Source organism: Enterobacter sp. E1 (genome assembly GCF_016809815.1).
GTDB classification, from domain to species: domain Bacteria; phylum Pseudomonadota; class Gammaproteobacteria; order Enterobacterales; family Enterobacteriaceae; genus Enterobacter; species Enterobacter adelaidei.
The window spans coordinates 42,603-54,914 of sequence record NZ_JAFBJM010000013.1 but is presented as its reverse complement, the minus strand read 5'-3'; the positions used below and the strand labels follow the sequence as shown (position 1 = coordinate 54,914).

11 protein-coding genes and 1 pseudogene are annotated in these 12,312 nt (G+C 52.3%); 2 read left to right on the top strand and 10 right to left on the bottom strand.

Translation table 11 applies throughout. From position 1 onward, the window contains the following. Window positions 1-44: 44 nt before the first annotated feature. The 6 genes from JGF26_RS21270 to cpxP form a co-directional block, all read right to left on the bottom strand. Window positions 45-1,349 (bottom strand): SLC13 family permease, encoded by a 1,305-nt coding sequence (locus JGF26_RS21270; protein WP_134708691.1) that lies wholly within the window; start codon window positions 1,347-1,349, stop codon window positions 45-47. A gap of 73 nt (window positions 1,350-1,422) precedes the next feature. Continuing rightward, entirely contained in the window at window positions 1,423-2,166 is a 744-nt protein-coding gene (locus tag JGF26_RS21265; protein ID WP_028018121.1) for a CDP-diacylglycerol diphosphatase, read from the bottom strand. A 111-nt stretch (window positions 2,167-2,277) separates the two neighbouring features. Beyond that, window positions 2,278-3,267, bottom strand: coding sequence for a sulfate ABC transporter substrate-binding protein (locus tag JGF26_RS21260; RefSeq protein ID WP_134708693.1), 990 nt, complete (start codon window positions 3,265-3,267; stop codon window positions 2,278-2,280). Window positions 3,268-3,401: 134 nt separating this feature from the next. Then, complete coding sequence (pfkA, locus tag JGF26_RS21255; protein WP_028018123.1) at window positions 3,402-4,364, bottom strand: 6-phosphofructokinase; 963 nt, start codon at window positions 4,362-4,364, stop codon at window positions 3,402-3,404. Between the two features lie 174 nt (window positions 4,365-4,538). Further along, window positions 4,539-5,432: a CDF family cation-efflux transporter FieF gene (fieF, locus tag JGF26_RS21250; RefSeq protein ID WP_028018124.1), complete on the bottom strand. Its 894-nt coding sequence runs from the start codon at window positions 5,430-5,432 to the stop codon at window positions 4,539-4,541. A 152-nt stretch (window positions 5,433-5,584) separates the two neighbouring features. Beyond that, entirely contained in the window at window positions 5,585-6,091 is a 507-nt protein-coding gene (cpxP, locus tag JGF26_RS21245) for a cell-envelope stress modulator CpxP (RefSeq protein WP_108091208.1), read from the bottom strand. Between the two features lie 150 nt (window positions 6,092-6,241). Between cpxP and cpxR the strand changes: the two genes are divergently transcribed. Both cpxR and cpxA read left to right on the top strand, forming a co-directional pair. Further along, the gene (gene cpxR, locus JGF26_RS21240) at window positions 6,242-6,940 is read left to right on the top strand and encodes an envelope stress response regulator transcription factor CpxR (RefSeq protein WP_028018126.1); all 699 of its coding nucleotides are present in this window, start codon (window positions 6,242-6,244) and stop codon (window positions 6,938-6,940) included. After that, complete coding sequence (gene cpxA / locus JGF26_RS21235) at window positions 6,937-8,310, top strand: envelope stress sensor histidine kinase CpxA (protein ID WP_028018127.1); 1,374 nt, start codon at window positions 6,937-6,939, stop codon at window positions 8,308-8,310. The genes cpxR and cpxA overlap by 4 nt, the downstream gene beginning before the upstream one ends. A 44-nt stretch (window positions 8,311-8,354) precedes the next feature. Here the strand turns inward: cpxA and JGF26_RS21230 are convergent, their stop codons facing one another. The 4 genes and pseudogenes from JGF26_RS21230 to yiiM form a co-directional block, all read right to left on the bottom strand. Beyond that, window positions 8,355-9,605, bottom strand: a complete 1,251-nt coding sequence (locus tag JGF26_RS21230; RefSeq protein WP_028018128.1) for an MFS transporter — start codon at window positions 9,603-9,605, stop codon at window positions 8,355-8,357. 107 nt (window positions 9,606-9,712) lie between these two features. Beyond that, window positions 9,713-10,678: a TIM barrel protein gene (locus JGF26_RS21225; protein ID WP_134708695.1), complete on the bottom strand. Its 966-nt coding sequence runs from the start codon at window positions 10,676-10,678 to the stop codon at window positions 9,713-9,715. Between the two features lie 8 nt (window positions 10,679-10,686). Continuing rightward, window positions 10,687-11,391: a UTRA domain-containing protein gene (locus tag JGF26_RS21220; RefSeq protein WP_028018130.1), complete on the bottom strand. Its 705-nt coding sequence runs from the start codon at window positions 11,389-11,391 to the stop codon at window positions 10,687-10,689. A gap of 184 nt (window positions 11,392-11,575) precedes the next feature. Further along, a pseudogene (gene yiiM / locus JGF26_RS21215) lies at window positions 11,576-12,306 on the bottom strand (6-hydroxyaminopurine reductase). Between the last annotated feature and the right edge of the window lie 6 nt (window positions 12,307-12,312).

Sequence of the window (12,312 nt, the reverse complement as noted above, 5' to 3'; positions counted from 1 at the left end):
TGCTGTTGTGGCGGGTGGCGCTTGCGCTTACCCGCCCTACTCCGCTACAAACGACCCAATACGCTAAACCACAAGTAATCCAGCGGCAACAGCACCAGATAGGTCGCTATCGCCAGCGCCAGACAGAGCACCATCCCCGCCTTTGCAGGCACCTTCCCGAGCCCTATTGCGACCACAATTGGCGACGCCTGATACGGCAGCAGCGGTGTGGAATAACCCAACACCTGGATCATGATCACCGACAGCAGCGGGAAACCCGTCGCGTCGGAAAAACTCTGTGCCAGCGTGGTATACAGCGCAGGAACACCGTTGGCGGTCATAATGAAGTTGAGCGCGGTGGTAATACCGGTCAGCGCCAGGAAACTGGTGAAGGGGTTATCAGCGTCCAGCGGCATTATCCGCAGCAATGCTTCACCTACGGCTGCACCAATCCCGGTCTGCGTCACCACAATCGCCAGACCAAGAATGCCCGCGACATAAATACAGGTACGCATATTCACCCCCGCAGAAAACTCTTCTCCGGTGATAAAACCGATGCGCGGTAGCATGACGATGACCGAGGCCGCCAGCCCCGTCCACGCGGGCCCCACACCGTGCCAGCTCTCCGTCACCCACATCCCCAGCACCACCGCCAGCAGCCAGGCGAGACGCTTTTCATCCCGCCCCATCGGTTCAGACGGTGCCAGATCCTTCTGTGGTTTTGGATTACCGGGAAAGAGCCAGCAGACCAGGCCAATCAGAATCAGACCTTTGAGAATGCCCAGTACGGGGGTGTGCAGCAGCAGATACGGGACGTAACTCAGGTGGATGCCGTACGAACCTTCCGCCGCACCGCTCATCACCAGGTTAGGGACGTTTGCAGGCAAAATAGTTGCCGAGAGCTGGAAAGTACCGAACCCCACAGCCAGCGCCAGGCCAAACCACGCCCGCGAACCGTCTGCGATACTCGCCCTTTTCGCCATCGCAGCAACGATAGGCATCAGGAGCGCAATACGTCCCATATTCGACGGCATCACAAACGCCAGCGCATAGCTCAGCAGCACCACGCTCGCCACCATCAACACCCAGGAGTCGGTGAGCTTTGCCGACAGCGCACGCGCAGCCCTGTCCGCCAGGCCGGTTTTACGGATCGCCACGCCGAGCACAAAACCGCTAAACACCAGCCAGAACGCCGACGAGGCAAAACCACCGAAGATCACCTCCGGCGGGGCGATTCTGGCGGTCATCGCGGCCGTGAAGAACAACAGCGCGGTGATAAATTCCGGTAATAGCGACGTCGCCCACAGCACAATGGTGACGCCAACGATCAGTGAGGGCAGCAGTAGAGGGTGAGCTAACCAGAGCGACATACCTGTCTCCCGTAGATTTTTTCAGCAAGTCTACGGTGACAGGCAGCCGGAGTAAACGCGATTTATAGTGGGGTCAATTCAGGATAGTGCATTGATGATCCTGCAGTTCCTCAGCCGATGCGCGATTAAGGGTAAGCAGGTTGCGTTCCGTTGCCAGTAAAACAAAAGAGCCATCTGACTGCTGCGCCATCGCCAGCGCAAAGCGTCCCATATGGTCGCGTGCTTCCGGCAGCTCTTCCGCCAACATCATAAACGGACTGCGCTGCACCAGCTCATTCTCCGTTACCCGACGGGCAAGATACTCATGCCCTTCCAGCCCACCCGGAAGAGGCAGCCACTGGGTGCTAATTTCGCCCTGAGCCGCGTTCAGCTTCTCGCGCACATCCGGGCGCAGGCAGGAGATATGAATATGAAAATGGTTCTGCGTACGGCCTGTCGGGGAGTTAATCGTCAGTGAAATGGCGCTGTCAGGCACCTCGGTTCCCCGCTTCAGGGTCATAAAACTGCGTGACTGCCACGCCAGCCAGAAAAAATTCGGCGTATGAGGCTCGGTCAAAAGCGGACTTTCTGTGCCGTTGATACGGTAGGTTGGCATCAGCAGATACTGCAGCGGTCCATTGCGGTCTTTAAACACCACATAACCTGCATCTGTTTTCACCTGCGCACACGGCGCCGGGTTACGGTTCTGGATTTGATTCGGCACACACTGGTCGAGAACGATATGTCGCAGCGCATCCGGATTACCCGCTTTCATCCAGTACCCGCCGCCAGCGGCAAGAGCGATGACAATCAGGATCAATAAGATAATTTTTTTCACAGCGCGTTCCCTGTATCCATTTGAAGTGAAAGAGTAACGCAAAATGATGACCAAATAAAAAACCCGGTGGATTTCTCACACCGGGTCACCGTGTCGTTCTTTGCGAAATACTTAGCGTTTGCTGATCTGGTCGAAGGTACCGCCGTTAGAAAAGTGCTCTTTCTGTGCTTTGGCCCAGCCACCAAACTCGTCATCAATGGTGAAGAGCTTCAGTTTCGGGAAGACGTTTTCGTATTTCTTCGCAACCGCCGGGTCACGTGGGCGATAGAAGTTTTTCGCTGCAATTTCCTGGCCTTCTGGCGAGTAGAGATACTTCAGGTAGGCTTCCGCCACTGCTTTGGTCTCTTTCTTCTCTACCACTTTGTCGACCACAGAAACGGTTGGTTCCGCGAGGATAGATTCGCTTGGGGTCACAATCTCGAATTTGTCTTTACCCAGTTCGTTGGTGGCCAGCAGGGCTTCGTTTTCCCATGCGATCAGCACATCACCAATACCGCGCTCGACAAAAGTGTTGGTTGCGCCACGCGCGCCGGAATCCAGCACCTCAACGTTTTTATACAGCGCTTTCACAAATTCCTGAGCTTTAGCCTGGTCACCGTTGTTGTGGTGCAGCGCGTAACCCCACGCCCCCAGGTAGTTCCAGCGAGCGCCGCCGGAGCTTTTCGGGTTCGGAGTAATCACAGACACGCCCGGTTTGATCAGGTCATTCCAGTCATGAATTTGTTTTGGGTTGCCTTTACGCACCAGGAAAACAATGGTCGAGGTGTAAGGCGCGGAGTTGTCCGGCAGGCGTTTGATCCAGTTTTTATCTATACGCCCACGTTCGGCGATGGCGTCGACATCGTAAGCCAGTGCCAGAGTGACCACATCGGCTTCAATACCGTTGATCACAGACGTCGCCTGCTTGCCGGAACCGCCGTGAGACTGGCGAACCACAACGTTATCGCCGGTTTGCTGCTTCCAGTGTGCGGCAAACGCTTTGTTGTACTGCTCGTAAAGTTCACGCGTCGGGTCGTATGACACGTTCAGTAACTGGATGTCCTTAGCCAGAACGCTGGTCGATGCCAGCAATAATGTTAAACCCACGCCCCATTTATTCATCGCCCAGCTCTCTTGTGTAGTGTTTTGATGAATGCAGCGTGCCAGAAAGCGAATCGAGGATTAAAGAATAAAAAAAGATTGGCTATAACTTAGAGGAATAAAAGCCCTCTCCGCAACGGAGAGGGCTTGAGGGATCAGTACAGTTTTTTCGCGCAGTCCAGCCAGTCACCTTTGAACGGACGTTTCATGTTTTCAATGGCGTCGATGATGTCATGGTGCACCAACTGCTCGTTCTGAATACCGACGCAGCGGCCACCGTGACCCTGCAGCAGCAGTTCAATAGCGTATGCCCCCATACGGGACGCCAGAATACGGTCGTACGGGCCAGGGGAACCGCCACGCTGGATGTGACCCAGTACGGTCGCGCGGGTTTCGCGTTTGGTTTCGGTTTCGATGTACTTCGCCAGCTCGTCAACATCACAGATGTGCTCGGTGATGGCAACAATCGCGTGTTTTTTACCTTTCGCGATGCCCGCTTTGATTTCAGCAACCAGATCTTCACGGCTGAATTCCACTTCCGGCACAACCACGAACTCACAACCACCCGCAATCGCGGCGGCCAGAGTCAGGTCACCACAGTAACGCCCCATCACTTCAACGATGGAGATACGCTGGTGAGAAGAAGAGGTGTCACGCAGGCGGTCAATCGCTTCCACAACGGTACCCAGCGCGGTGAAGTAACCGATGGTGTAGTCAGTGCCTTTGATGTCGTTGTCGATAGTGCCTGGCAGACCGATGCACGGGAAGCCCATTTCAGTCAGACGTTTTGCACCCATGTAAGAGCCGTCACCACCGATAACCACCAGGGCGTCCAGGCCACGTTTCTTCATGTTCTCGATAGCCACTTCACGAACGTGTTCATCACGGAATTCCGGGAAGCGTGCAGACCCAAGGAAGGTGCCGCCACGGTTGATCATGTCAGACACGCTGTAACGGTCGAGCTGAACCATACGGTCTTCGTACAGACCCAGGTAACCATCATAGATACCAAAAACTTCCAGACCTTCCGTCAGCGCTGCACGGACAACCCCACGAATTGCCGCGTTCATGCCCGGCGCATCACCGCCGCTTGTCAACACACCGATTTTCTTAATCATGACTACCTCTGAACTTAGGAATGCAAAATTGAAATCTGTTGCCGGAAGAAACTTATCGACCAACGAATACTGCAAATAGTATATCAATCACTTCCAGCTGAATTGATTCAGGTCAGACCAAATGGCGGTAATTTATACACAAAATGCTGGCCTGGCTCACTTTTTTACAACGAATTACGAAAGCCCAACATGTCCAGGTACTACCGAGCAGGGATCCTGGTGAATGATGACGTCTGAACCAGGAAAACGCTGCAAAATCGCCTGCTCGACCTGCTCAGCAATAACGTGAGCCTGAACCAGTGGCAGGTTGTCTTCCATTTCAATGTGAATCTGAATAAAGCGGGTCGGCCCTGACTGCCGCGTTCGAAGATCGTGCGCACCGCTGACGCCAGGCCAGGAGGTCACAATAGTAAAAATTTCATTACGTTCTGAGTCCGGGAGAGCGCGATCGAGCAGCGATTGCACCGCTTCATACCCCATCCGTAAGGCACTATATAAAATATAGATACCAATCCCTAACGCGAACAACGCATCGGCCCGATGCCAGCCGTACCAGGCCAGACCGAGCGCAATAAGAATAGCCCCATTCATCATAACATCAGATTGATAATGAAGCATATCCGCCCGTACTGCCTGACTTTGCGTTTTGCGAACGACCCAGCGCTGGAACGTTACCAGAACAAGTGTGCATATAAGTGCAACGACTGTCACAACGACGCCCACGCCGGGATCGTTCATCGGGGTCGGCGAGACGAGATGCTGAATGCCGGTTAAAAACAGGAACAGTGCAGACCCGGAAATGAACATGCTTTGCGCCAGCGCGGCCAGTGACTCCGCTTTGCCGTGCCCGAACGTGTGCTCTTCATCCGCCGGTTGCAGCGAGTAACGCACCACCAGCAAGTTGGTCAGTGAGGCTGCAATGTCCATCAATGAGTCTACCAGCGCCGCCAGAATACTGACCGAGCCGGTATACCACCAGGCAAAGATTTTGATCAGTAGCAGGCTAGAGGCCATGACGGTTGCCGCAATGGCGGCCCGGCTTACCAGCCTTCCATAGGATTGATTCATAAACACTCCTGTCATGTCATGCCGCTAGTATAACGGAAGCGTGAGGAGTCTAAGGATGAATAAACGGTTAACAAATTAGAATGAAGGCAAAAAAAACCCCCACATCATGTGGGGGAAGACAGGGATGGTGTCTATGGCAAGGAAAACAGGGTTTACTGGTTACTACGGGTACTGCTATTGCTACTGAAAAACGTCGTTTCCGAGTTTCGCTGCATCCGTGCAACCTCACGCAGCTGGTCCATACGCTGCTGATGTTTGGTGTTCAAAACCGCTTGCTGCTCGGGCGTTAGCAGGTGGAACATTTGGTTGCGGACCTTCGCCATCTCTACCTGGCGGGCAACTTGTTCCTGTGCCATTTTTTCTGCCTGAGCGCGTACAGCGCTTTCGTCAAAATTTTCTGCGGTGACAAGGCGATGCATTGTCTCCATTTCGCTAACATTAACAGGGGGCTGGTCATGTCTTGCCCTCTGCATCAGATCTCGCATCTGTTGACGCTGATGTTCGGTTAAACTTATGCCGTCAAACATATGGCTTTGGCTACTGTGCTGCGTTGTGCCCTCTTGTGAGGAACCGTTATCGCTGATGATAGCTACAGCAGCCTGGCTAAACGCACTGAACGCCAGCGTTGAGGCCATGACGGCAGCGGTAACTTTGCGCATCACTTGCTCCCAAAATCTTTCGTGTCGCGATTCAACGAGAGACAGTCTACGATTCAGGCTGCAAACATGCGTCAGGGGGTGTAAAACAACGTAAAGTCATGGATTAGACAGCCTTGATGTCGTAATTTCTGCCTCGGAGGTATTTAAACAATGAATAAAATCCTGTTAGTTGATGATGACCGAGAGCTCACATCCCTTTTAAAGGAGTTGCTCGACATGGAAGGTTTCAACGTTCTGGTTGCCCATGATGGCGAGCAGGCGCTGAGTCTCCTTGACGACAGCATCGATTTACTTTTGCTCGACGTCATGATGCCGAAGAAAAACGGTATTGATACGCTGAAAGAGCTTCGCCAGACACACCAGACACCCGTAATTATGCTGACCGCACGCGGCAGCGAACTTGACCGCGTACTTGGCCTTGAGCTGGGTGCGGATGACTATTTACCGAAACCGTTCAACGACCGTGAACTGGTCGCCCGTATTCGCGCTATCCTGCGTCGTTCGCACTGGAGCGAGCAGCAGCAGAATACCGACAACAGTTCGCCGACGCTGGAAGTGGACTCCCTGAGCCTGAACCCGGGCCGCCAGGAAGCCAGCTTCGACGGCCAGGCGCTGGAATTGACCGGCACGGAGTTCACCCTGCTTTATCTGCTGGCGCAACATCTCGGCCAGGTGGTATCGCGTGAACATCTGAGCCAGGAAGTGCTGGGCAAGCGTCTCACGCCGTTTGACCGCGCCATCGACATGCACATCTCTAACCTGCGCCGTAAGCTGCCGGAGCGTAAAGACGGTCACCCATGGTTTAAAACCCTGCGTGGTCGCGGTTATCTGATGGTCTCCGCTTCATGATAGGAAGCTTAACCGCCCGCATCTTCGCCATTTTCTGGCTGACGCTGGCACTGGTTTTAATGCTCGTACTGATGTTGCCAAAACTCGACTCACGCCAGATGACGGAGCTTCTCGACAGCGAGCAACGTCAGGGCGTGATGATCGAGCAGCACGTCGAAGCCGAGCTGGCAAATGACCCGCCAAACGATTTGATGTGGTGGCGCAGGCTGTTTCGCGCTATCGACAAGTGGGCACCACCCGGGCAACGCCTGCTGCTGGTCACCAGTGAAGGCCGAGTCATTGGTGCCGATCGCAATGAAATGCAGATTATCCGTAACTTTATCGGTCAGGCAGATAACGCCGATCACCCCCAGAAGAAGAAATATGGCCGCGTTGAGATGGTGGGGCCTTTTTCTGTCAGGGACGGGGAGGATAATTATCAGCTCTACCTGATTCGACCGGCGAGCAGTTCCCAGTCTGATTTTATCAATCTGCTGTTTGACCGTCCGCTCCTGCTGCTGATTGTCACCATGTTGGTTAGCTCGCCGCTGCTGTTATGGCTGGCGTGGAGCCTAGCAAAACCGGCGCGTAAGCTGAAAAATGCCGCCGACGAAGTGGCGCAGGGCAACCTGAGACAGCATCCTGAGCTAGAATCCGGGCCACAAGAGTTTCTTGCTGCAGGTGCCAGTTTCAACCAGATGGTGAGCGCGCTGGAGCGTATGATGACGGCGCAGCAACGGCTGCTTTCGGATATCTCGCACGAACTGCGTACCCCGCTAACACGACTACAGCTTGGTACCGCCCTGCTCCGTCGTCGCAGTGGTGAGAGCAAAGAGCTGGAACGTATTGAAACGGAAGCGCATCGTCTGGACAGCATGATCAACGATCTGCTGGTGATGTCGCGCAATCAGCAGAAAAACGCGCTGGTCAGCGAGACGGTGAAAGCCAATCATCTGTGGCATGAAGTATTAGACAACGCGGCGTTCGAAGCAGAACAGATGGGTAAATCCTTTACCGTCAACTTCCCGCCGGGGCCATGGCCGCTGTACGGTAACCCTAACACGCTGGAAAGCGCGCTGGAGAACATCGTACGTAACGCCCTGCGCTACTCGCATACGAAGATTGAGGTCGCCTTCTCGGTGGATAAAGACGGGATCACCGTGATCGTCGATGATGATGGTCCTGGCGTGAGTCCGGAAGACCGCGAGCAGATTTTCCGACCGTTCTACCGTACCGACGAGGCGCGTGACCGCGAATCTGGCGGCACGGGGCTGGGTCTGGCGATTGTTGAAACCGCCATGCAGCAGCACCGCGGTTGGGTGAAAGCTGACGACAGCCCACTGGGCGGATTACGGTTAACGCTGTGGCTGCCACTGTATAAACGTTCCTGACCCCACGACCCCCGATGTTGCATCGGGGGTCGTGGTTCATGATCTTATGCTGCCTCACTGACTGACATAACTTTCTGTTTTTTGATGCGTTTCACCAGCAATGTCGAGCAAATAAATCCTGAAAGACTAAAGGCAATCATCACGCTGAACACATAGTTGTATCCGGTGATCCCTTTAAAGTTATCCAGAATCCAGCCGTAGAGTGTGTACGCAAACATCGCGGGCATATAGCCGATAATACAACCAAATGCCATTGCCGAACCGGCATATTGCCGTGGGGTTCCAATTTCATCCATCGGGGCAAAGAAGATGGCACGCTGCGAGAAGATGATGGCGCCAAACCCTAACGTTGCAACCATCCCGATGTAAACGTTCATCGACTGATGAGGGAGTTGCATAAACAACATCATCGCAACGGCAGAAATCAAGAACGTCCACTTCAGGTAGACCGTGGGGGACTTAGCGACTTTATCTGCCAGGAAACCACCCACCGGTCCACCCACCATTTTAAGGGCATACTGGTTAATGATCCCGTACGCCCCTACCAGCGCAACCGGAAGCATGTAGATGTCTTTCAGGAACGGGATGAAATAGGTTAAACCGCAGTAAGCCGCATACACAAAGAAGATACCAAATGATGCTAACCAGACGTTCGGGCAGGTCAGAACATGCTTAATACCTTTCAGGGTTTCAATGTTTGCGCTGCTTCCTTTAGCGTTTTTGACATGGTCATCATCAACGATGAAGTAGGTGATAACACCGGCCATCAGGGTGATGAACGTGTAGTAGAGCAAACCAGCCTGCATCCCCGCTTTCCCTTCCCCAAAGTGCACAAAGACGAACAGCGCGCCAGAAGCCACAATAACGTCCACCACACCACGCCCTGCCTCCAGAAGCCCGAACAACCGCCCCTGTTCTTCTTGTGTCCCTAACAGGCGTACAGCTTTTAATAACACCGGCCAGTAAACGACATCAGCAAAGAAGGCCATCGCCGCAAAGCAAATGAGATAGCCAGTGAAAGACGGCAGAGTGGATAAATAGAGACCACACAGCCCCACACCAATTAACCCGAAGGGCAGAAGGATCTTCTTAGAATAGCGGTCGGCAATATATAAAGAGAGGAAAAGCCCCGTGGTTTGCACAATCGTATATACCGTAAAACTGAGCCCTATTTGTGTATTTGTCAGCCCCCAGTCACTTTGCATTGGGACATAAAAGACATCCTTCATGCTGGAAAGCTTAAATATCGTCCCACCACCTAATACCAAAAAGCACAGACGAGCCCATTTATTCATGAACATATTCGACACCCTCACTGCAATTTTGAGAGAAAACCGTTCTGTAATATATAAAAATCCAGGCCATCCCTGAAAAAGGAAGCCGTAAGACACTGTTAAATTAATTAAGCAGGTTGTTTTATATTTATAAATTTAGCGCACAAATTACGAATAAATTCAATTTGAGAAATAGCATACTCTTTTTCCTGTGCCAGACGAGCATCAACCAGTTCATTATCAGGAAGTGGCGTAAAACTTGCGTCACGCCACGGTATCCACGGGTTATCTCCTTCATCATCGAAACGAAATGCTGGTGCGTAATAATCAACCTCTTCTTCAAGGCCAAAAGAAGTGACCTGGGCCTGGTCGTCACCCAACAGTAAAAGTTCACGCAACATCATCTCTACAGGGAGATCGCCGAGCCCTGTACGGCAGGCTTCATGCGCCCATCCTTTACCCTCTTTTATCACTCTGGCATCCTTGATATGAACCTGAGTGATGTAAGGCGACATAGTCCGTAACGCAGCCATTGGCTCTTCATTAGCATTGATCATATTGCCAAAATCAAAGAGTATTGAGAGGTTTTTCATACCACTGTTTTTTACCAGTGTAACCAGCTCATGTCCTTTGAGATCTTCATGCTGTTCAATCGTAAACTGGATACCGCTATTATCAAACTGCGCCAGATAAGCAATATCCTGGGCGATTTTTTCCAGTACTGAATTTAAACGCCCTTCATAACGTGGATAAAATCTGACAGAGGTAGCACCTGTTGCCTGCGCAATAGCAATAGCCTCATCCAGTGTCTTTTTATCTGACGCGCTGGTTTCAATATGAATATCCAGCCCGTATTGCTCGGCTTTCTTTTTAAAAGAACCCAACTGCTCTGGTCGCATATTTCTCAGTGAAAAGGATTCACCGTCTTCAACATGCACTTTCACACCCGATAAATGATTCTGATATGCAATATCCAGTAAATCTTCAGGAAGAACTCTCTCATAGCGCATGTTTAAATGAAAGGCATAGGCGTGCAAATAAAGACGAATATTTTTTGCACGCTCAGCCAGTTTTTCTCTGATAACGTTTTCCATAATTTTTCTCACTCATCACGAATAACCAGTTCGACGGATTCAAGTCTCCAGTACTCCAGATCAACCTGAACCACTTTCTTTTCAGAGGTGGCACGATGCTTCTCTACCAAAATACCGTACGTATTGGGTGCTACTCCCAGCTCTTTGCAGGCAAGCTCAGGCATATTGACGGGTTTGAAAATCATCTCTTTGATGGTTAAGGCAAGCCCAAACTGCTCTTCCCAGACTTTAGAAAAAGCGTGGTTTTCCAGCTTCACCATAAACTCCGGGGCGGCTTCGGCATCAATCCAGGACTCATGGTAAAAAACTTTATGATCGTCCAGTCCGCACCAGCCGGTAATCAGGTAGGGAGCCCTGGAAGACGAAAAAGCTTTCTCAATATGACGAGGTACGGTATCAACAACATCTTTGGTCAAATAACCCCAGGAAGGTTTTCGCCCCTGCGCACGCGCCTCCGCATTAAAACTGGAGAGCGATTTTGGGTTGTAGATGAATCGCCGGGGAGAGATGAACCACCCGCTGCGGTTCTTGCGGAAAATACGTGCCGCAACCTCAAGCTCAATTAAAACCTGCCTTAAGGTCATGCGTTTAGCATCAAGCAATTCGCACAATTCGCGCTCGGAGGGAAGTCTGGAGCCCGGCGGAAAATCATTAGCCGCTAGCCAACTTTCGAAGCGGTCTCTCAGGAGATCAACATTGTTTTTTTCTTTCATGTCTCGCAATCTGGTTTAAACCAATTTGAAGACACAATATTTGAGCGGAGAAAATTCTCAAGTTTTTTCGGCAAGCTGACGCTATTTTTGTGGGCCAGGTATCAAGTTCATGATTAGCGAGGGCAGCGCCAGAAAGGTGCTGTCCTCTTGATTCAGGCGGAGGCTCTTGTTTTTGCAGAAACCGCTATTTCCCCCACAATCTCCGCGAATTATCCTCGATCTCCCCACTAATACGCCGCTTCTGCATCGTTCTTGTCCAGCTGGTTGATAACCCTGCCGCCGACAGGAGGCGATGATACTGGTCGTCATCAAACGGCATATGCCAGGCTATCGCGCAGGCGTCATACACTGAGACATCGCTCAGGCGTGATGCCAGTTCCAGCGGCGCGTCCGCAGAAACTTGCCCTGCCAGCACTACGCGGTACAGCCAGCCGGTTTTGCCTGCCGTTTGCAGTTGGGCAGACATATCGCTGATGCCAAAATGGTAGTTAAGTTTGAAGCACGGTGAGCGCGGCTGCGTCACCTGAATCAGGGTGTCGCCCCAGCGGTAGATATCGCCGATGAAAACATTCCTCTCCGTCAGCCCTTCGGTGGAGAGGTTCTCGCCAAAGGCTGGTGCGACAAAGAGGTCCGCCTGCTCGGGGAATTCGGCTATCCAGTATTGATAGTGCTCGCGCGGATAGTGGCACAGCGCCCGATCGGGCCCACCGTGGATTTTCTTCTCGGCCTGCTCGTCGCCCGCAAGCCCAAGCTCGGTTAACGTCAGCTCGCCGTCGACCTGCACTTTGGCGATAGCGCTCGGGCGGCTGCCGTCGTACTCCCTGACCTTGCCTGTAAATACATTCACCGGGTAATGCATTGCTGCTCCTTTTTGCAGATACAAAAAAGCGAGTCATCAGACTCGCTTTTCCTTATTCCTTT

Excerpts from the sequence above, each read along its gene's own strand:
- JGF26_RS21270 (WP_134708691.1), bottom strand. The coding sequence starts at position 1,349 with ATGTCGCTCTGGTTAGCTCACCCTCTACTGCTGCCCTCACTGATCGTT.
- JGF26_RS21260 (WP_134708693.1), bottom strand. The coding sequence starts at position 3,267 with ATGAATAAATGGGGCGTGGGTTTAACATTATTGCTGGCATCGACCAGC.
- pfkA (WP_028018123.1), bottom strand. The coding sequence starts at position 4,364 with ATGATTAAGAAAATCGGTGTGTTGACAAGCGGCGGTGATGCGCCGGGC.
- fieF (WP_028018124.1), bottom strand. The coding sequence starts at position 5,432 with ATGAATCAATCCTATGGAAGGCTGGTAAGCCGGGCCGCCATTGCGGCA.
- cpxP (WP_108091208.1), bottom strand. The coding sequence starts at position 6,091 with ATGCGCAAAGTTACCGCTGCCGTCATGGCCTCAACGCTGGCGTTCAGT.
- cpxR (WP_028018126.1), top strand. The coding sequence starts at position 6,242 with ATGAATAAAATCCTGTTAGTTGATGATGACCGAGAGCTCACATCCCTT.
- cpxA (WP_028018127.1), top strand. The coding sequence starts at position 6,937 with ATGATAGGAAGCTTAACCGCCCGCATCTTCGCCATTTTCTGGCTGACG.
- JGF26_RS21230 (WP_028018128.1), bottom strand. The coding sequence starts at position 9,605 with ATGAATAAATGGGCTCGTCTGTGCTTTTTGGTATTAGGTGGTGGGACG.
- JGF26_RS21225 (WP_134708695.1), bottom strand. The coding sequence starts at position 10,678 with ATGGAAAACGTTATCAGAGAAAAACTGGCTGAGCGTGCAAAAAATATT.
- JGF26_RS21220 (WP_028018130.1), bottom strand. The coding sequence starts at position 11,391 with ATGAAAGAAAAAAACAATGTTGATCTCCTGAGAGACCGCTTCGAAAGT.